The organism is Niveispirillum sp., assembly GCF_052437035.1.
GTDB lineage: Bacteria > Pseudomonadota > Alphaproteobacteria > Azospirillales > Azospirillaceae > Niveispirillum.
The window spans coordinates 31165-54171 of record NZ_JBQVOH010000010.1 but is presented as its reverse complement, the minus strand read 5'-3'; the positions used below and the strand labels follow the sequence as shown (position 1 = coordinate 54171).

Genomic DNA, 23007 nt, shown 5'->3' with positions numbered 1-23007 from the left:
CGTTCCTGTTAGCATAGTTTGGTTGCTATGGAATGCGTGACGAAATCGGCATGGGCACGGCTATGCGAATGAACCCGGTGGAATGCCGCCGACTTCTGGCGAACGAGCCGACCGATGTGATAGCGCTTCAGCATCTGGCTGCGGACCTGCGCGATGCGGGCGACGGGCTGCGGGCTATACGGCTGTTTCGCCGTGCCTATCGCCTGCATGGAAACACAGATATCTTCTTGCAGCAGACTGATAGCACGCTGCATATCGCCCTAAACCAGATATCCAGCCTGCTGGATCCGGGCCGGTTCGATGAGGCGGCGAAACATCTGGAATGGCTGGCGACGTTCATCCCCCCTACCGGTCATCTGGCGCGGTTGCTGGCCACCGTCTGGTGCATTCTGGGCCGGGATGGTGATGCCATCGCGATGCTGCCGAACATCGGCGCCGGATCGCCATCCGATACCGGCGTCGGCGTGGCGCTGGCGGCATTGGACACCCATCGCCGTCACTATGGCGTGATTGGCACCGTCGTCATACCCGCCTTCAAGGCTGCGGGCACCATCGGGGAAAGCCTGGACAGCATCCAGAAAACGCTTGGCCATTACCGCTTTGCCTCGGGCCGGGAGGACGCGCAGGTCCATATCGTGGTGGTGGATGATTGCTCACCCGACGATACCGTGGATGTGGTCCGCGCCTGGGGGCGCGCGCATCCCGAACAGAGCCTGTCCCTGATTGCCAATAGCCAGAACCGGGGGGCCGGTCGGGCCCGCAATGCCGGTGTGGCGGCGGCCATGGGGCCCTATCTCTGGTTCCTGGATGCCGACGATCTTTTCCTGGAACGGCATTTCCACGTCACGGCCAGCATGCTGGATGCCAACCCGCAATGGGATTATGTGCGCACCGACATGGTGTTCGATCGGATCGACGATCAGGTTTCCGCCTCCTGGCGGGAGGCGTCGGTGCGCACCTATCCCTGTAATCTCTGCATCCGGCGGGAGGCGCATGCACGGACCGGCGGATTTCCCGAGGAAACGCCTTTCTGGCCAGCCACCGCCGACGATGTCGCCTATTCCCGCGCCATCAGTTTGGCACTGCAAGGCGTCAAGATCGGCCTCAAGACCGTCTTCTACCGTATGAGCCCCGGCAATGTCCTGGACCGGATGCAGGCGGAAATGGTCAGCGGGCGAGAGCCCGGTGAAGGGGCGGAGGTCGATAGCCGCTTCATGGCCATCGAAATTTTGATCCGCCGCCGCCTCCAGGCGCTGGCGGCCACGCAGGAGGTCCGTGAGCAAGACCGGGCCAGGACGGCCAGGACGCTGATATCCATGGCCGCAGCGCGGACAGCGGTCGGGGATCACGCGGGCGCCCATGCCCTGCTGCGCCAGACCACGGATATTGACCCTGGTCTGTTCACAGCATGGTTCGAACTGGGCATGACATCGCTGCGGCTGTCACGGCGGGCGGAAGCGAAATCAGCCTTCGCCCGGGCCAGCGGCCTGAGGCCACACCTGGCGCCGGCCCGCGTCAATCTGGGCCTGCTGATGCTGGAGGATGGTGACGCAACGGCAGCACTGCCCCATCTGCGCCGTGCCCTGGAACTGGCGCCCGGCAACATCAACGCCCGTTTCCTGCTGGCCCGTGCCCAGCGCCGGTCGGGGCAATTGCCGGAGGCCGAAGACAACCTGCGACAGGTAATCGCTGCCTCGCCCGCAAAGGCCGAGTATCTGGCCGAATGGTCTGGTCTTCTGTTGCAGAAGGGCGATGGACCGGCTGCACTGACCGCTGCCGAACAGGCGGCAGAACACGCTCCCGATCTTTATGATGCCCATGCCGCCAGGGCAGCCGTCCTGGAAGCGCTGGACCGCAAACCGGAAGCACTGTCCACCTGGGAGCGAGCCATTACCTGCAATGCCGGTTTTGGAGAGGCCTTCACACGCCGGGCAATGCTGTTGCTGGAACGGCAATGGGGACCAGCACCTGCACCGCGCGCCAGAGCAACCGAAACCACACGCCGGCTGGCCGTGACGCGGTTGGGCAGCAATGGCCGCTTCGGCAACCAGATCTTGCAATATGGCGTAGCACGGCTATATGCCGAACATCACGGACTGACCCTGGAAACGGCGCCATGGGCCGGGCGGCATCTTTTCGACCTGGATGATCCCCTGCCGGGTCCCCCACTGCCCCGCCTGTCGGAGGACGAGGCGGCGCTGGCGGTCGGGCTGGCGGCGAAGGCCAAACCCACCGCTGCCGGCCATGATATCGACGGCTATTTCTGTGGCGATACCAGCCCGCTGGCACCACACGCCGATCGTTTCCGCCGTTTCTTCACGCACGCCCCCCGTTGGCGCGACCGTTTCGATCAGGTGCAGGCGCGGTTGCGGCAGGCCGGGGATACGATTGTTTGCCTGCATCTGCGGCGCGGCGATTTCGGCTGGGGTCCCTTCTGGATTGCACCGGAAGCCTGGTATCTGGACTGGCTGCAGGGCATATGGACCGACCTGCCCAATCCGGTCCTTTATGTGGCTACGGACGATCCCGGCAGCGTCACGGCCCTTGCCCGCTTCCGGCCCCTTACGGCGGCGAGACTGGATCTTCCCCCGATTGACGGGGCCACGTTCCTGGACGACTTCCAGGCGCTGTGCGCTGCCGACATATTGGCCATTTCAAACAGCACCTTCTCCTTCACGGCCAGCCTGCTGAACGACCGGGCCCGCCAATTCATGCGACCGGATCGTGGGCACCAAGAACTGAAGCCCTATAGGCCCTGGGCCTCTCCTGTCCTTTTGGCATAGCCATTTCAGAAATGTAATTGCGCGTGTTAACAAGTACACATTAACCAGTTCATGTTAAGAAGATGAAAGTGGAAATTTTGGTTAAAATTTTCACTTTCATCGCTTTTCTATCCCGATGAATAGTTCGCGCCCAAGGGCAACACCGCCTATCTCTCGCGGTATGCTGTGACATGTATCCCGAAGATATACCTGTAGTCTGCTTCAGTGCTGGTTTTTATGTTTCCGTATCCGCTCCGATAGGGTAATACCGCAGTATGAATTATCGTTCGGCCGACTCTGTCGGTCGCGCTTGGAACCTACGCCTTTCGCATAGGCTGGTTCCCATCAGGTGGGGCGAGGGAAAGAACATGGCTGCTGGTGGTACACTGACCCTCTCGGGTGGCGCGGACATAACCCTTACGACGGGTACCGTGTATTCCTTCGTGAAGGGTGTCGGCGGCACCCAGGGCCTGGTGTTGAACAGCACCGGCCAGACCATGACCGTCACCAACCTGGACCATCTGTATGGCGGCACCAACCTAAAGGCGCCCGAAGTCATAACCCTGGGGGGAACCAGCGGCAATACGCTGGGTATCTCCAAACTTGAAACCCTGATCGGCAATATCGGCCGTGATGTCCTGACATTCACCGTCTCCGGCAACACCATCAATGCAACCAGCATTGAAACCTTCATCGGGAACAGCACCGGTACAGATTTCATCACCTTGGCCAATACCGGCGGCACTACCGTCGCCGTCAGCTTTATCGAATCGCTGTTGGGCGGTAGCGGCAACGACGTCGCCTTGACCACTAGCACTATTGGCACCACTACCACCGTCGGGCTGGTTGAAACCATTATTGGCGTCGGCGCCCTGGATGTCTTCGCCACCATTTCAAGCGTCGACGGCAACACTGCCTTGGTGATCGGTGCCGAGATTCTGCTCGGCAACGGCAGCAAGAACGATGCCTACTCGCTGGGCAGCGGCGGCAACACCATGGGTGTGGCGTTCGTCGATACGATGATCGGCGGCAGCGGCTATGACATCGTTACCGGTGGGTTCAAGTCTGGCTCGATCAATCGCTCCACCGGCGCCATGACGATGCTGATATCCGGCATTGAGTATATTGCCGGCGGCACGGGTGGCCGCGACGCGATTATGCTGGGCGATGTCAATACCACGATTACCATCGCCGATATCGACACGCTGATCGGCAGCAGTGGCGCTGACGTTGTCACGATGGACGAACGCCGGACAACCCAGCTCATCGGTGATACAGCCCTCGCGACCGCCACCGTCGCTGGCACCATGTTGGTGTCGCTGATCGAGACCCTGATCGGCTCGGCCGGGCAGGACATTGTCTCCCTGACCGCAGCAGGGTCGTCTAACGGTAACACTATCCGCGTATCGCAGATCGAAACCCTCCACGGGAACGGTTTCAGCTACAACGATTACGTTATCCTGGCCGATACCAATGCCAAGACGATGACGATCGGCCTGGTGGAAACGCTGCTCGGTACAAGTGGTACTGACGTTGTCGTGATGTCAGCTGTTGCGATGGCATCCAACACCATTCAGATTGCTGGTGTCGAAACCATCATTGGTAGCAGCAATACTGACTGGGTTGAGTTCACCAACGCCAGCACCCTGTCGGTAAGCGCTATCGAGCGGTTGGTCGGCAGCAGCAGTGATGATACCGCCATATTCGGTACCAGCGCGCAGACCAGCGCCATCGTCACAAGCATCGAGACGCTGCTTGGCGGTATGGCCGCCAATATTATCAGTTTGACGACGGGCAGCACGCTGACCGTTGACATGGTCGGCACTCTGATCGGGTCCCATCAGCGGGAGTTGGTCACACTGGTGTCGGGTGCCACAAACCTGACGCTGCTCAATATCGATACCCTGATCGGCAGCGCGTATAACGACACCGTGGCCGTCGGCCAGGGCAGCACCTCCGTCACCACCGCCGTCTCCTTCGTCGAAACCCTGATCGGCACCGGTTCCGGCGCCGTCATGCTGGCCAGCAGCGGCAACACCATTAGCGCGGGTGAACTGTCGACCCTGGTCGGCAGCAGCGGCAAGGATGTGGTCTCCCTGCTCAGCACCGGCAGCACCACCACCGTCTCTCTGGTGGAGACACTGATCGGCAGTGGCGGCACCAACGTCATTAGCTTCGCCGACAGTGCCGCGACCATCTTTGTGTCGGGCGTGGATACCGTCATCACGGCGACCCAGACCCTGTCCCTGGCCGGTGCCGCCCAGACCATCACTATCGGCGGCGTCACCAACATCTTGCAGATGCCCGCCACCGGCGGCAGCAGCAGCGTGGCCCTGCCCTATGAAACGGTGCTGGGCGATACCGCCACCGACATCGTCACCCTGACGCAGACCCAGGGCACGACCCTGGCTGTGCAGCTGCTGGAAACCCTGATCGGCACAGCACAGAACGATATCATCCTGCGCACGGGCACCGTGGGCAGCACGATGCTGGTCGGGCAGGTGGAAACCTTTATCGGCAATACCGGCACGGATGTCGTCCAGTATGCTGCCGGTACGACCAGCATGGCCTTGACCGCCGTAGAGACCATCATCGGCAGCGCCAGCGGCGATGATGTCGTCACCTGGGCCGCTTCCGGCTTCACCATCGCCGTCGATGGCATCGAAACCATCGTCGGCACCGCCGGTGCCAATGTCATCACCAGCACCGGCACCACCGGCGGCACCATCCGTGTCTCGCTGCTGGAGAGCGTGACGGGCGGCGCCGGCAATGACACGCTGGCGATGGAAGGAACGGATGCCAATACCCTGACAGTCGCGGGTATTGAGGCCGTGGTGGGCAGCGTCGGTCTTGATGTCCTGTCATTGGGCACCTTCGGTAGCACCATCACCGTATCCGCCATTGAATCGCTGATCGGCGGCGCGTCGGGCGACGACGTGGCGACCTATACCGGTGTCGCCGGTGCCACCCTGTTCGTGACCCGCGTCGAGACGCTGATCGGCAACAGCAGTGACGACATCGTCAAGCTGGTCGATGGTGGCAACACCATGGTCATCTCGCAGTTTGAGACGATCATCGGCGGCGCCGGTGTCGGAGATACCATCACGCTCGGCAGCGGTGGCAACACCATCACGACTTCCCTGGTCGAAAGCCTGTTCGGCGGATCTGGTACCGACGTTGCGATCATGAGCGCGTCGGGCAATATCACAGTCTCCCTGCTGGAAACTCTGATCGGCAGCAGCGGCACTGATGCGGCCATCCTTAACAGCACCGACGGCAACACGCTGGTGGTCCTCAATGTAGAATCGCTGCGCGGCAACACCGGTACCGATACAGCCATTATCCTGCGCACCAACGGATCGACGACCACTGTCACGTCCTTCGAAGCCATCGTCGGCAACAGTGGCGCAGATGCAGTGAAGATCGCGTCCACTTTCGGCACAACCGCAACTGTCTCCTTTATCGAGACTTTTACGGGTGACACCGCGACAGAAGTTTTGATCATTGGCGACAATGGCAGCACCATCGCTGTAGCTGGCACGGAAACTGTGATCGGCAGTGCCGGTACAGACGTTCTCGGGCTGATCAGCACGGCGGGCAGCACCCTAACGGTCAGCGCCATTGAAAGCATCACGGGCAGCAGCGGGGTCGAAAGGGTTTTCCTGGCCGGTACCAACGGCAGCACCACCCTGATCCGCGCCGTGGATACCCTGATCGGCACCACCGGCGTCGACATTGTCAGCCTGGGCACCAACGCCGGGGCGGTCACGCTTTCCAAGATTGAAAGCCTGCTGGGTAGTGCCGGCGTGGATCAGGTTCAGTTGGATTCCGGTGGCAACACGATTGACATCGCCGGCATCGAAGAACTGCTCGGTGGCGCCGGGGTCGATCTCGTCACCACCGGCACTGTGGGCGGATCGCTGTCCGTAGCACAGATTGAAAGCCTAGTGGGTGGTATCGGCACTGACATTGTCACCCTGAGCCCCGACGGCAATACGATCAATGTCAGCCAGATCGAAACGCTGATTGGTGCCGCGTCTAGCAGTGATCTGGTTGCCATGGCTGGCACCAGCGGCGGTACCATCCAGATCCGGCAGATAGAGGCCATTATCGGCAGCGGCGGCACCGATGTCGTGAATACGGGCAGCGTCGGCAGCACGCTGGCTCTGTCGCTGGTCGAAAGCCTGGTCGGCGGCACAGGCCGCGATGTCGCCACCATGAGCAACACTGCTGGCGGCACCCTGTCGATCACCGGTGTCGAGGCCGTGACGGGCAGCAGCGGAAGCGATCTGGTCACCATCGACCAGACGGCGGCCAATACCCTGACTGTCTCGCTGGTTGAAAGCGTGCGCGGCGGCACGGGCACCGATATGGTCGCGCTGGGTGCCGGCAACAATACGCTGCTGGTCGATCTGGTGGAAAACATCGTCGGCAATACCGGCAATGACACGATCCGCCTGTCCGCGAACACCAGTGGCAACGACGTTACCGTTGCGGCCGTGGAACGCGTCATCGGCGATTCCGGTGCCACCGTCGACCATGTGCGGATGGCAACTGGTGGCGGCACCATTGCCGTCTCCCTGATCGAAAGCCTGACGGGTACGGTCGGCAACGATGTTGCCAGCATCAATGACAATTCCGGCAGCACCATCACCGTCTCGCTGATCGACAGCCTGACGGGCGGTAACGGCACCGATATCGTCGCCCTGGGCGGCACCAGCGGCGCCACCATCGCCGTTGGTGGGGTAGAAAGCCTGGCGGGTAGCAGCGGCGCCGACAGCGTGACGCTGAGCGGAATTGGCGGCACCCTGGCCGTCACTGCGGTGGAGACCATCACCGGCAGCATCGGCACCGATACCGTCACCGCCGCCAGCGCCAACGGGACCACCGTCACCCTGTCCGTCTCCCTGGTAGAAAGCCTCACTGGCGGTGGCGGCACCGACATTGTTCTGCTGACCAGCGGCGGCAACACGATTTCCACCAGCTTGGTGGAAACCATCATCGGCAATACCGGCCTGGACGTGGTGCAACTCGGCACTGGCGGCAATACCGTCAATGTCGTCGGCCTGGAGACCGTGATCGGCGGGTCCGGCACTGATCTGGTGACCTTCACCGAAACCAGCGGCACCATCGTCGTTTCAGGCGTTGAGACGGTTCACACCACGGACCGTACCCTGGCCCTGGCCGGGGCGGCCACCACCATCGTACTTAGCCCCGCTCAACTGATCCTGACGGTACCCAGCGCCAGCGGTAATACCGTCACTGTCGATGCCTATCAGACCGTTATCGGTCAGGCTGGCACGGATGTGGTTACCTTCACCCAGGCCTCGACCGTGGCCGTACAGTTGCTGGAATCGCTGGTCGGCAGCGGCGGCAACGACGTGGCCACCAACATCAGCACGGACGGCTCCACCCTGAATGTTTCCGATATGGAAACAATTATCGGTAATTCCGGCCTTGACCGCGTGCTTCTCTCCAGCAACGGCAACACGCTGGCTGTGACGCTGCTCGAAACCCTGATCGGCGGCAATGCGACGGATGCCCTTCAGGCCTATGGTACCAGCGGCTTCACCATGCATGTGAGCGACCTGGACACCATCGTCGGTAACAGCGCCGTCAATGTCATCCTCAGCACGGGAACGCTTGGCTCGACCATGTCGGTGAGCGGCCTGGAAACCCTGGTGGGGTCCATCGGCTTTGGTACCGACGTCGCCTTGCTGGGCGATGGCGGCACCACCATGCAGGTCGGGCAGTACAGCACCCTGATCGGCGGTACCGGAACCGACAGCATCACCCTGACCACAGACAGCAGCACCCTGTCCGTATCGCTGATCGATACTATCATCGGCACCACCAGCCAGGACAGTGTCGTCATCGCGGAAACGGGCGGCGCCAGCCTTTTTGCCTCCCTGATCGACACCCTGATTGGCAACGTCGGCAACGAACTGCTCACCCTGGGCAGCAGCGGCAACACAACCTCCATCAGCGACGTGGAATCCGTTGCTGGCGGTTCCGGTACCGACGCCCTGACGGCATTCGGGAGCGGCATCACGACCAGCGTGACCCGGGTTGAAGCCTTCTACGGCTCGTCCGGCAATGACGAAGTGACCCTGTCGAGCAACAGCGGCAACACCATCCTTGTCCGGCTGCTGGAAACCCTGATCGGTGGAACGGGCGGCGATACGGTGACGTTCGGCACCGGCGGCATCACCACCGTGCTCTCCAGCATCGAAACCCTGATTGGTGGGACCGGCGTCGATACGGTTATCCTGACCTCGGCCAGCACCATAACCTCCGTGGGCGTGGAGACGCTGATCGGCAGCGGGGCCGGCACGGTCGTGACCCTGACCGACTCCGATACCAGCATCTGGGTGCAGGGGATCGAGACTATCCACAAGCCCAACGGTACAGAGGTGCTTGACGGCACCAAATTGACCAACGGCACCTGGGTCTACATCAATAACCAGATCATTAATCTATCCGGTACCGGAAACGAAGATATTACCGGCTATCGCACGATCATCGGCCATAACGGAACGGATGTTGTCACCCTCACCGCGGCGTCCACCATCGCGGTACAGGCGTTGGAAACGCTGATCGGGTCAAGCGGCACCGATCTTGTGTCGACCACAGGAACCAACGGCATCACCATCATGGTGAGCGGGATCGAAAGCCTGAATGGCGGCACCGGTCTGGACCATATACTGCTGGACAACACAGCCGGCACGATGGGCGTCTCTCTTGTGGAGACGATTGTCGGCGGCACCGCCACAGATACGGTCCTGCTGAACGCGTCGGGCAACACGATCGCCGTCTCCCTGGTGGAAAGCCTGATCGGCGGGTCCGGCAAGGATGTCGTCACCAGGTTCGGCGTCGGTAACTTCACAGTCAGCGCCATTGAGACCCTGGTCGGCGGTACTGGCGCACAGGTTGTCACCTCAACCGGCACGTCCGGCTCCACCATGCTGGTGGAAGAGGTCGAAACCCTTCTCGGCGGCACGGGCATCGACGATCTGACTCTGTCGGCATCCGGCAATACGGTCAGCATGGGTGGCGTGGAGACGCTACGGGGTGGCGCCGGCACCGACGCCGTCACCTTGTCCGAATTGGGCAACACCATCACCATCTCGGCGGTGGAGGTGCTGAACGGCGGTAGCGGCAACGATGATATCACCCTGACCTCCGGCGGCCACACGTTCACTGTAAAGAACATCGAAACGCTGCGGGGCGGAGCGGGCACCGAAATCGTGACGGTCGCGACAGGCGGCAGCACCTTTGCCATCGCGCTGATCGAAACCCTGACCGGCAGCGCTAGCATAGAAGTAGTGACCAGTACCGGCACTGCCGGTGTCACCCTGGCCGTGAGCGCCATCGACACCCTGATCGGCGACAGCGGCACCGACATTGTCACCGTGGATGGCAATGCCGGTAACACAATCACCGTCGCGCTGCTGGAAACCCTCACCACCGGCACGGGACAGGATGCCGTCCGTTTTGCCAATGGCCAGAACACGACCCTGCTGGCCATCGGGGTTGAAACCCTGATCGGCGGCACCGGCAGTGACAATGTCACGCTGACCACGGCTGGCACCACAACCACTGTCTCGCTGATCGAACAGCTGGTTGGTGGTGCAGGTAAAGATATCGTCGCGTTGGCCAGTGCCACCACCCTTGCCGTGGCATTGATCGAGACGCTGATCGGCTCCGCCGGCACGGATACCATCAATGGCACCGGCACGTTCGGCGTCACCCTGTCCGTCAGCGGGGTGGAAACCATCATCGGTGCTTCTGGCACCGACGTGGCAAGCCTGACCGACAGCGGCAACAAAACAATCTTTGTCGGCCTGCTGGAAACCCTGATCGCCAGCAGCGGTCTGGATGTTGTCGGCTTCACCAACCAGGGCGCCACCATGGCGGTAGCCGGTGTGGAGCAGCTGGTTGGCGGCATCGGCACTGATGCCGTGACCCTGACCGACAGTGGCAACAGCATCACCATCCAGAATCTGGAGAGCCTGACCGGCAGCGTGGCCAATGATGTGGTCACCTTCGCCACTGGCACTACTGCCACCACGCAGGTCTCGTTGATTGAGACTTTGGTCGGCGCGTCCGGCATCCAAGCAGTTATACTAAGCAGCCAGGGCGGCACCCTGGCCTTCGGCGCCGTGGAAACCCTGCTTGGCACCGGCAGCGGCATCGACGTGCTGACGGCCACAACCGCCGGCAACTATGTCGTGGGCAACATCGAAACCCTGACCGGCGGCAGCGGCACCGATAGGGCCACCATCGCCAGCAGCGGCGCCACCATGATGGTAACGCTGGTGGAGTCTCTGACCGGGAGCGATAGTACTGATGCAGTCAGCCTGGGCAACCAGGGGAATAGCATCAACATCTGGAAACTGGAGACATTAATCGGCGGTAGCGGCACTGACATAGTGACCCTGCGGTCCAGCAGTAACAACATAATGGTCGGGGGTATTGAGACGCTGACCGGCGGTACCGGCGTCAGTGATATCGACGTCGTCAGCTTGGCATCGACAGGTACCACGCTGGTCATCTCAGCACTGGAAACGATCCTGGGCGGCGTCGGTACAGATGTGCTGGTGACCACCACAGAGGGCGTCACCATGTCAGTTGGCGCCATCGAATCACTGATCGGCAGCAGCGGTACTCAAGCTATCACCCTGTCCAGCAATGGCAGCACCATCAACGCTGAGAATATAGAGTCTCTTATCGGCGCCAACGGCGGTGCATTCACCGACGTGGTGACGCTAGGCAACGGTGGCAACACAATGCTCGTTGGGCGCCTGGAGACATTGACGGGCGGCAGCGGCACAGATTTCATCACGCTCACTACTAGCGGTGTGACTATCAATCTGTCCAGTATAGAGACCCTCGACGGTAACAGTAGCCTTGATATTGTCACACTGGCCGATACCGGCAACAGCATTAATGTTTTCCATATCGAAACGCTGACGGGCGGCGCCGGCGTGGACGTCATCAGCTATCGTTCCTTCGGCAGCACAGTTTCCATGCGCCTCATGGAAACGCTGATCGGGGGTATCGGCAGAGATATTGCGTTCCTGGACAGCACAGGTAATACGCTGACCATCAGCGCCATGGAGCAGTTGACCAGCACTGGTGACGGGCGTGATGTCGTTACACTCGCCGCTGCAAGCACCCTGACCATCGAACTGCTGGAAACACTGGTCGGTACATCCGACACGGACGTCATCACCAGCACGGGCACGCTCGGCGTCACCATGCTGGTGTCGTCGGTCGAAACCCTGTTGGGCGCGACCGGCATCGACGCCATCACCCTGTCCACCAGCGGGACGGTCACGGTCCAGAACCTGGAAACGTTGATCGGCGGCACTGGTATTGACGAGGTCAAGCTGCTGACGGGCGGCAGCACCATGTCCGTGGCACGGTTCGAAACCATCACCGGCAGCACCGACCTCGATGTCATAACGAACCTGGATACCAGCGGCGGGACACTGTCCCTGACCCTGATCGATACGCTGATCGGCAACGGCGCCAATGATGTGGCGATCCTGACCGATACCAGCAGCACAATCTATCTGGACGGGTTCGAGGCCGTGACCGGCGGCAGCGGTGCTGACCTTGTCCGTGTGTCCAACAGCACATTGACCACCACGCTGGTGGAAAACCTGATCGGTGCCGGCAGCGCGGTTGTTATCCTGTCGGGCAGCAGTGGCAACACGGTAACCGCCACGGGGCTGGATGCCCTGATCGGCGGCAGCGGGAATGACGCCGTCACCCTGTCCGGCAACAACCAGACCACGCTGGTCAATTTCGAGACGATCACCGGCGGCAGCGGTGTCGATGCCATCACCCTGGGCACCGGTGGCAACACCCTGCTGATTCAGGCGCTGGAGACCCTGGCGGGCGGTGCCGGCAAGGATGTCGTCACGGCGGCGGCCAGCGGCACCTTCGCCATCGCCCTGTTGGAAACACTCACCGGCGGCGGCGGCCTTGATGTCGTTACCGGTACGGGAACCAATGGCATCACGCTGGCGATGCAGGGTGTCGAAACCCTGATCGGCGGTTCCGGCACCGATGCCATCACCCTGACCAGCACCAGCAACAACAATATCCATGTCTCGCTGGTCGAAACCCTGATCGGCAATAGCGGCGTTGACAGCGTAACGCTGGGCAGCAGCGGCAACCAGATCATGGTGTCGCAGGTTGAGACCCTTACGGGTGGTCTTGGCACCGATGTCGTGACCCTGGAAGCCACTTTCGTCACCGTCGACGGCATCCCGACCCTGCAAAGCAACATCGTCATTTCCGATGTTGAAACGATCATCGGCGGCAAGGGAACGGATACGGCCACCCTGGGCAGCGGCAACGATACCGTCACCGTCTCGCTGATGGAGAATGTTAATGCCGGGGCCGGTGATGACCATGTCATCATGGCCGGTGGGGGCGGAACCCTGACCGTCACCGGTCTGGAAACCCTGACCGGCAGCAGCGGGTATGATGCCGTCACCCTGGGTGGCACATCCGGCAGCACCATCCGGATCGAGGCCCTGGAAGAACTTGCCGGCGGTACCGGCACCGACATCGTCACCCTGGTCAGCCCGGCGACGGGCGGCACCACGCTCACCGTCTCGCTGATCGACACGTTGACCGGCGGCAGCGGCAATGACGTGCTTGTCCTGAAGGGAACCTCGGTCGACCGTGAGGAACTGGACGGCAGCACGACCGTCACCGTGACGCTGGTGGAATCCATCGTCACCATCACCGATGTCGAAAGCGTCATCGGCTCCGCCGCCGCTGTCGATATTGTGAAGCTGGGCAACACCGGCGGCAGCACGCTTAGCGCCATCGGCCTGGAAACGCTCATCGGCAATAGCGGCAACGATGTCGTCACCTTCACCGATACCGGCGCCACCATTCTGGTGTCGGGCCTGGAGACGGTCTACACCCCGACCGAGACCCTGTCGCTGGGCGGCGCGCTGACGACGGTAACCATCTTCGTTCCCGCCACCATCCTGTACCTGCCGTCTGCGGGTGCGACAGTCAGCGTGGATGCCTATCAGACCATCGTGGGCGACGTCGGCAAGGATGTGGTCACGCTGAACAACACCCGTGGCTCCAAGGTCGCCGTGGAACTGCTGGAAACCCTGACCGGCAGCTCCTATGTCGAGAATGTCACCATCTCCAGCAGCAGCGGTTCCACCATGCTGGTGTCGCTGCTGGAAACGCTGATCGGCAATACTGGCCGTGACGTGGTGAAGCTCGACTCCAACGGAAATACGCTTGCCTTCTCGATGCTGGACGTGATCCAGGGCGGGGCCGGCACGGACACTCTGCGGGCACTTTCCGGTTCCGGCTTCACGACCTCCGTGACCCAGCTGGAAACCCTTATCGGCAATGGCAGCATCAATGTCGTGACCGGTACCGGGTCCGACGGCAGCACCATGAATGTCTCTCAGCTGGAAACGCTGGTGGGCGGTGCGGGTCTGGACGTCACGACCCTGTCGGGCAGCGGCAACAGCATTGCTGTCTGGCTGCTTGAAACCGTTACCGGCAGTGCCGGGGCGGACATGGTGACGGTAACCACGCTGGGCGCGTCAGTCGGCGTCACAGATGTCTACCTGGACGGACAGGCAGGGAACGATACTCTGGTCGGCGGGGCTGGCAATGACACGCTGGTCGGCGGCGACGGCAGCGACACGCTGACGGGTGGTGCCGGTATTGATCTCTTCGATGTCGGCAATGGCGATACCGTCACCGACATCGCCGAAACCGAGAAGCTGCGCATCAGCGGTTCGGTCTTCACCGAAAGCCAGATGACGCTGACCGCCAGCGGCAGCGACACCATCCTCAGCTATGGCGGCAACCAGATCACCCTGACCGGTCGCTCCGACCTGACCCTGGACAACATTTATGTGACGGAGAGCGGGGGGTCGACCCTCATCACCGTCGATACGATCCGGCCTACCTTCATTTCGTCAGCTGTAACCGGTTCTGATTCACCGATCTCCGACACCTTCACTTTCCTGGTCAAGTTCTCGGAAGACGTTACCGGTGTCGACTTGTCTGACTTTACCGTCAGCAATGTAAGTAACTTTAGTCGGCCAATGCTGTTCAATATGGCATCCGTCAACGGTAGCGGTGATACCTATACCGTCACCGTCAATAACATCAGCGGCGAAGGTATTATGCGCCTTGACTTGTTGCCAAACGGCATCAAGGACTTGGCCGGCAACACCTTGACCGTCGGAGGCAAGAGTACTGAATATCTCGTAGATACCGTCGCTCCGGCGTCTGTCAGCAATTCATTTGTGCCCGTGCCGGAGGGGGCCACCAACGGCACCATCGTGGGGCTGGTGCAGGCGACCGACGTTAGCAGCCTTACCTTCCGACTGACGGATAATGCTGGCGGACGCTTCAGCATCGACAGCGCAACCGGTATGGTAACCGTCGCCGACGGCAAGCTGCTCGACTTTAATAAAGCGACCAGCCACGCCATCACGGTAGAGGTCTCCGACGGTCGCCTGACCACGACGCAGACGCTGTCTGTCAACATCACCAATGTCGCGCCAATGGTGCCGGTCGACACCGACAACGCGCCCAATAGCGTTGTCGAGGGCACTGCAACCGGTACAGCGGTAGGCTTGACGGTAACTGCCGTCGACAGCGGCACCAACCTTGTCTACAGCCTGACAGATGATGCTGGCGGACGCTTCCAGATCGACGCCAAGACCGGTGTCGTCACTGTCAAGGATGGAACCAAGCTCGATTTCGAGACGGCGTCCAGCCACACGATCATCGCCCATGTCAGCGACGGCCATTCCGGCATCAGCAACCAGAGCTTCACCATCAATGTTGCCAACGCGCCGCCCACCAAGCCCGTAGATGGCGACAGCACCGCCAACAGCGTGGTGGAAGGGGCCAAGGCCGGCACCCTGGTCGGGATCACCGCAAAGGCGACCGATCCGGGCAATACCCTGGTCACGTACAGCCTGACTGACGATGCCGGTGGCCGCTTCCAGATCGACACCAAGACCGGTGTTGTGTCCGTCAAGGATGGCGAGAAGCTTGATTTCGAGGCGTCAGCCAGCCATGCGATCACGGTTCAGGCCAGCGACGGCAAGGGTGGGCTCAGCACCGAAATCTTTACCATCGACCTGACCAATGTCGTGCCGACCACCCCGGTCGATGATGACAGCATGGCCAACAGTGTGGCGGAGGGTTCCAAGGCCGGCAGCAGTGTCGGCCTGACCGTGAAGGCCACGGACCCCGGCACCACGCCGGTGACATACAGCCTGACCAACGATGCCGACGGACGCTTCCAGATCGATGCCAAGACCGGCGTCGTGACGGTAAAGGACGCCGACAAGATCGACTTCGAAACGGCCACCAGCCATTCCATCACGGCCCAGGCAAGCGACGGCAAGGGCGGGGTCAGCAACCAGACCTTCACCATCGCCGTTAGCAATGCTCCCCCGACGGCCCCGGTCGACAAGGACAGCGCCGCCAACACCGTGATGACGGGGTCCGCGGCCGGCACATCGGTTGGCATCACCGCGTCCGCCATCGATCCGGGCAACAGCGCCGTGACCTACAGCCTGCTGGCCGATGCAGGTGGTCTGGTGGCAATCGACGGCAAGACCGGTGTCGTCACCGTCAAGGATGGCGCGAACTGGACCGGTGTCCTTTCCGGCGACCGGATCGTCACCGTCCAGGCCAGCGACGGCAAGGGCGGCCTCAGCCAGGAAAGCTTTACCCTGGCCGTGCAAGCCCAGACCAAGGCGCCCAGCGCCCCTGTCCTGACCACGGGCAGTGATACCGGCACCTCCAGCAGTGACGGGATCACCAAGCCCGGCAACCTGGTCGTGACCGGCACGGCGGAAGCCGGCGCGAAGGTCAGCCTGCTGATCGGCGGCACCGCCAGCGGCCTGACCAGCGTTGCGGATGAGAATGGCGCCTACAGCTTCACCATCGATGCCGGCGCCACGACCGGTACACTGAGCCTCAGCGCCACGGCCACCGGCAAGTCCGGTCTGGTGAGCGAGGCCAGCACAGCCACCACCATCACCATCGACGGTCTCGCCCCCAGCGTAACCGGCCTAGCACTGGTTGGTACGCCGGCGCCGGACAGCACCAGCCTGACCTGGAGGGTCAGCTTCTCCGAAATGGTCAGCGGTGCCACAGCTGCTGCCTTCGGACTGGCCACTACCGGCACGGCGAAGGGGAGCATCGGTTCCGTCAGCATCGTGGACGCACAGACCATCGAAATCACGGCCACTGGCCTGACGGGCGGCGGTACCGTGACACTGACGTTGGATGGAAGCCGCATCACCGACATTGCCGGCAACAATGTCGCGGGTGCGGCGTCCAGCACACCCTTCATCATCGGCCAGAGCCAGATCAAGGCCACGGGCCTGTCGCGTGAACTATCCTATGTCGAAGATAGCGGCGCCATCTCGCTGGCCGGTACCAGCCTGACCGCGGCCCCCAACGCCGCTCTGACAGCGACCCTGACCCTGGCCGACCCATCCACGGGCCGGATTGAGGGTGGTGGCAGCTATGACGCCGCGACCGGTGTCTGGACCACCATCGGCACCATGGCGCAGATCAATGCGGCACTGGCGGCAGCCAGCTTCGTGCCGGCCTTGAACAATGACAAGCCAACCAGCATCAGCCTGCTGGTCACCGACAACATTGCCGGCAACGCGCCCGTCGGCGGCACCATCACGCTGGCTGTGACGCCGGTGAACGATGCGCCGGTGGTCGGGACGGCCATCGGCAACCAGAGCGCCATCGAGGGCAAAGGCTTCTCCTTCGCCCTGCCCGCGACGGCCTTCAGGGATGTGGATACCAATGACACGCTGACCTTCTCCGCCACGGTGGCGGGAGGTGGCGCCCTGCCCGCCTGGCTGTCCTTCGACGCAGCCACCGGCAGCTTCAGCGGCACGCCCGGCTTCAACGATGCCGGGGCGCTGGGGATCACCGTCACGGCGACCGACAAGGCCGGTGCCTCTGTCGCACAGAGCTTCACCGTCACCATCGCCGACGTCAACCAGGCCCCAGTGGCCAAGGATGACACTGGCACTGTCCGTGAAACAGGCTTCCTGAACGGGTCCGGCCTGCTGGATAACGACACCGATATCGATTTGGGCGACACCCGCACCATTATCGGCGTCAATGGCGACGGGGCGGTCGGCAGCCTGATCACCCTGGCCTCCGGGGCAAAGATCCAGGTCAATGCCGATGGCACCTACACCTATGACCCCAACGGCGCCTTCAAGTCGCTCCCGCTGGGTGGCAAGGGCCAGGACAGCTTCACCTACACGATCGCCGACAAGGGCGGCCTGACCTCCACGGCCACCGTTACTATCACCATCGATGGTGAGAATAACGACCCGGTCATTCAGGCCCCCAAGCAGGTGATCATCGCCAAGAATTCCGGTGCCATCGGCCTGTCCATCGACATGCCCTTGGACCCGGATGGCAACCAACTGTTCGTGACCATCGGGGAACTGCCCAGCCACGGCGTTCTGCAATATGCCGATGGCCGTGCGGTTGCAGCGGGCGCCGTGGTGTCCGCCACGGAACTGGCGGGCCTCACGTTCCGTGTCGATCCCGGCTTCGCCGGATCGGCGGGCCGCGTAACCTACTCCGTCAGCGATGGGCAGAAAGACATTGCCAGTGCGGTGGATATCACCATCGCCGAGGAACAACTGATCGCCATTGGCGTCACCGGCGGCACCCCGTCGGTGCAGGTGGAGCCGACGGGCGACGGCTTGGTCGCCTACCGGTTCACCATCAGCCGCAGTGCCGGTCAGACCCCGGCCACGGACGGCACGGTGACGGTCAACTGGCGCATTGATGAAGGCGGCGGCATCGACCGGTTCGACTTCGCGGACGACGCGCTACCCTCCGGCACGGTCACTCTGGCGCCGGGTCAGTCCAGCCAGGAAATTACCGTCCTGGTGAAGGCCGACGCCCTGAACGAAGGCGACGAAACCTTCACGGTCAAGCTGGATGGCCTGTCCTCCTCCGGTCTGGTCCTGACCCCGCGCATCAATGACCCGTCCAGCGTGTCCGGCACCATCCTGGATGGCGCACGTGACCGTCTGCCGCCGCAGGTCACGGGTGTTTCCGCGCCCGCCGCCGGTACCTATTTCCCCGGCGACAGCGTGGAAATCAGCCTGAGCTTCAGCGAGGCCGTGACTGTCGACGGCACACCGGCCCTGTCCCTGCTGGTCGGCTCTGCCAATCGTCAGGCAGTCTATGTCGGCGGCTCGGGCGGTTCGGTCCTGACCTTCCGCTATGTTGTCGGTGCGGGCGATCTGGATGGCGACGGCATCTCCGTCGCCGGCAACATTGTCAATGCCGGAGCGATCAAGGATGCGGCTGGCAACGCCTCGCTGGCCGACTTCACCCTGTCGGGTGCCGATTTCGGTGGCGTGATCATCAACTTCGTGCGCGGCAAGACCGTGGACGGCTATATCAGCGGCGCCACCGTCTTCGCGGACGCCAACGGCAATGGCGTCCTGGATGCGGGCGAGGCGTCGTCGGTCACCGATGCGACCGGCAACTACACCATCGGCGGTGGCAGCGGTGCCTATGTCATGGTGGGCGGCACCGACATCTCCACGGGCCAGGTCTTTGACGGTGTCTATGAGGCACCGTCCCGCGCCACCGTCATTAACCCGCTGACCAGCGCGATTGTCGGCCTGGCCGGCCGGCAGGCAACCGCGTCCGCCAATCTGGCGGCGGCGGCACAGCTGAAGACGGCACTGGGTATCGATGCGGGTCTGGATCTGCTGAATGTCGACCCGCTGCAGGCGGCGACGGCATCGGGTGCCAGCGCCACACAGGTGGCCTCTGCCGTGAAGGCCCAGGCCGAAGCGGTCAAGATTGCCAATCTGATCGTGGAAGGGGCGGCCGTGATGAACGGTGCGGCCACCAACACGCTGGCGCCGGGACAAGCGGGCCAGGCCATTCTGGACGCGCTGGCCGATGCCATCCGCGCCCTGCCGGCAGGTTCGACCCTCAATCTGGCCGATGCGGGTACGCTGGCCGGTATCCTGCGCGGCGCTGCCGCCCGGCTGCCGGGCGTCGATGCTGGCAAGGTCGGGGCCGTTGCCAGCAATGCAGGCACCATCATCGGGGCCGGCAACGCCCAGGTGAATGCCGCCGCTCTGCTGACCGATCCGTTGGCGGCCCTTACCGCCATCGCTCGGGTTCAGGTCGTGGCCCAGACGACGACCGTCACCGCCCTGCGGAACGGCACCGCCGCGGGTAACCTGGACGCCGCCGTTACTGCCCTGACGGGCAGCAATCTCGATGCGGCGGTGGCGGGCGCACAGGTTGGAACCGTTGTTCCCACCCGTCTCTCCATCACCGCAATCGACACCGCGAAGGCGGAAGGCGACGGCGGCTTCACCAACTTCACCTTCCAGGTCACCCGCTCGGGTACGGCCCTGGAGGCGGCCACGGTGGATTACCGGGTCAGCGGCAATTCCGGTCTGGATGCTGCCGACTTCGGGGGCACCCTGCCCGCCGGTACCGTCAGCTTCGCCGCTGGCGAGACGGTGAAGACCATCACGGTCCGGGTCACCGCCGATACGGCAATCGAGCAGGATGAACGGTTCACCGTCACCCTGTCCAACCCGTCGTCCGGCATGGACATCCTGGTTGCCCAGGCCAATGCCACTATTCTGAACGACGATCCGGCCAATCCGCGCCTGTCCATGCCGGCAGCCACCGCCATCCTGGCGGGCCGCAGCAGCGTGGTGGGCGGTATCGTGGTTCAGGCCGCGCAGGGCGGCACCGTTACCGTCACCCTGATCCCCACCGGTGGTTCGATCACCCTGGTAGGCCCGGCCAGCCAGAGCCGGGGCAGCGGGGCCGTCACCCTGACGGGCACGCTGGCCGATGTGAATGCCACTCTCTCGGGCTTGTATTTCACGCCCGACAGCGGCAGCGCCACAGGCAGCATCCAGGTGGTGGCCGGCAACGGCACCGTCCCGCGCAGCGACGTGGCGACGCTGGACGTGCGGGTGGCGACGGCACCGGAGAATATCCTGCCCGTCAAGCCAGCCGTCGTCGCCGGCATCGCAGGTGAAATCATCGGCGTCAGCGTCTCTGACACGGACAGCCCGACCCTGACTGTGACCTTGACCCCCACCGATGGATCGGTTTCCGTGACCGCCATGGGCGATGTCAGTGTGACACGCAGCGATAGCGGAGTGCTGGTCCTGACCGGTTCCACCGCTGCTGTAAAGCAGTCGCTGGCGACGTTGGAGTTCACCGGTGTGCTGGGCAAGCCCCAGGCATCGCTGCGGATCGAGACGGATGATCACGACCCTGTCACACCCAATGACAGCGACCTGATCCTGATCGAGGTATTGCAGCCGCCGCAGACGGTCATCCCCGATGGCGTCACCATCCCGCGCGGCACCCCGTCGGCGGTCACGGGCATCAGCGTCACTGACACAGACAGCCCCGTCCTGTCCGTCACACTGACCCCGACCAGCGGCACTGTGGCCCTGACGGCTATCGGCACCGCCACCCTGACCCAGGTCTCCAACACGGTGATCCGTGTCACGGGCAACATCGCCGATGTCAACGCGACCCTGGCGACGCTGCTCTTCACCACGGTTGACGGGGTGGAGACGGCACAGCTGCTGGTGCAGACCTCCGATCTGGATGCCCGCACCATGGACAGCGAGACATTGCTGACCATCCGTGCGGTGGACGATGTGCTGCGTCTGCCGGCCTCCGGTGCGACGCTCAGCCTCGACCGCTATGCCACGGTCATCGGCAATATCGGTCAGGATGTGATCACGCTGGCCCGTCCGGCCGGCACCACCATCGCCGTGACACAGCTGGAAACGCTGATCGGCAGCGCCCAGAACGACGTGGTGACCAGCAGCGGCAGTGTGGGTTCCACGATGAGTGTGGAAATGCTGGAAAGCCTGACCGGCTCCCCGGCCACCGATCTGATCTATCTGGGTGGTGCCGGCAGCACCATCTGGATCCAGCAGATCGAGGAACTGGTGGGTAGCCGTGGCCGCGACCGTGTCACCCTGGGCGATGTCGGCAACAGCATTGCCGTCTCCGGCCTGGAGACGCTGATCGGTGGGCGTGGCCTGGATCAGGTCACGTTGTCCGGTGGCGGTGCCACCATCTCCGTTGAAGGCATCGAAAGCCTGATCGGCGGCAGTGGCACCGACTTCGTCTTCACCGGTGCCGTGGGTGGCACGCTGTGGGCCAAGGGCATCGATGTCCTGGTCGGCGGCAGCGGAGTGGATGCGGTCCGTCTGGCCGACGGTGGCAACAGCCTGCTGGTCCGTGGTCTGGAGACCCTGACTGGCAGCAATGGCACCGACATCGTCACAATCGGCAACAGCGGCGCCACGATGCTGGTCAGCGGTATCGAAACCCTGATCGGTGGCGCGTCACGGGAAGTGATCACCCTGGGCAGCCAGGGCGGCACCATCCGCGTCAGCGGAGTGGAGACCCTGACGGGTGGCAACGGGGCGGATATCGTCACCGTGGCCGACGCCAAGGCCATCCGCTTCGAAGGCGGGGCGGGGGCCGACCAGATCGCGCTGGGGACAAGCCAGGTGGCGGACCAGATCGTCTACCGCAATGCCGGCGACGGTGCGGCGGCGGGCGCCAACACAGGCTTCGACCGTATCACCAACTTCCAGACGGCACTGGACAGTCTGGTACTGGTCGGCAATCTGCGCAGCCTGCTGGACCGCAACGGCGACGGTGTGGTCCAGGGAGGCGACCGGACAACCGGACAGGTCGATATGGCCAATGACGAGGTGGTTCGCCTGACCACCACGAGCAGCAGCCTGACCGATGACAGCCTGATTGCCATCCGCACCGCCATCGGTGCCCTGAAGAACCCGCGTGCCGGCGGTAGCGTCATGGTCCTGGCCAGCGACGAGACCGATACCGGGATCTACATGGTCACCAAGACCAATGGAGAGCAGAGCATCACGTCCGGGGAAATCAAGCTGCTTGGCGTCGTATCCAACGCCAAGCTGAACAGCAGCAACATCTCCTTCGGGGGATAATTCCAGATGCTGACAAGGGGGCCGGCCGGTGCCAAGCTGCCGGCCGGCCCCTTTGCATGTGGCGGCAAGAGCTATTGGGTCATGCCGTGAATGGTCGGCGACTGCCGCCCGCGATCACATGATCGCGCAAGCCAAGGGCGCGGATGCGCCCGCCCGGCGTATGAGGGAGATAG

General features: G+C 62.8%; 2 protein-coding genes. Both read left to right on the top strand.

The genetic code is table 11. The features are described 5' to 3' along the window. Positions 1 to 32 precede the first annotated feature (32 nt). The gene (locus tag ACT6Q8_RS20810) at positions 33 to 2783 is read left to right on the top strand and encodes a glycosyltransferase (RefSeq protein WP_444734302.1); all 2751 of its coding nucleotides are present in this window, start codon (positions 33 to 35) and stop codon (positions 2781 to 2783) included. 347 nt (positions 2784 to 3130) lie between these two features. Next, positions 3131 to 22834 (top strand): cadherin domain-containing protein, encoded by a 19704-nt coding sequence (locus ACT6Q8_RS20805; protein WP_444734301.1) that lies wholly within the window; start codon positions 3131 to 3133, stop codon positions 22832 to 22834. Positions 22835 to 23007: the final 173 nt, after the last annotated feature.

What these genes read in the sequence shown, in the direction of transcription:
- ACT6Q8_RS20810 (WP_444734302.1), top strand. Translation starts at nt 33, where the DNA reads ATGCGTGACGAAATCGGCATGGGCACGGCTATGCGAATGAACCCGGTG.
- ACT6Q8_RS20805 (WP_444734301.1), top strand. Translation starts at nt 3,131, where the DNA reads ATGGCTGCTGGTGGTACACTGACCCTCTCGGGTGGCGCGGACATAACC.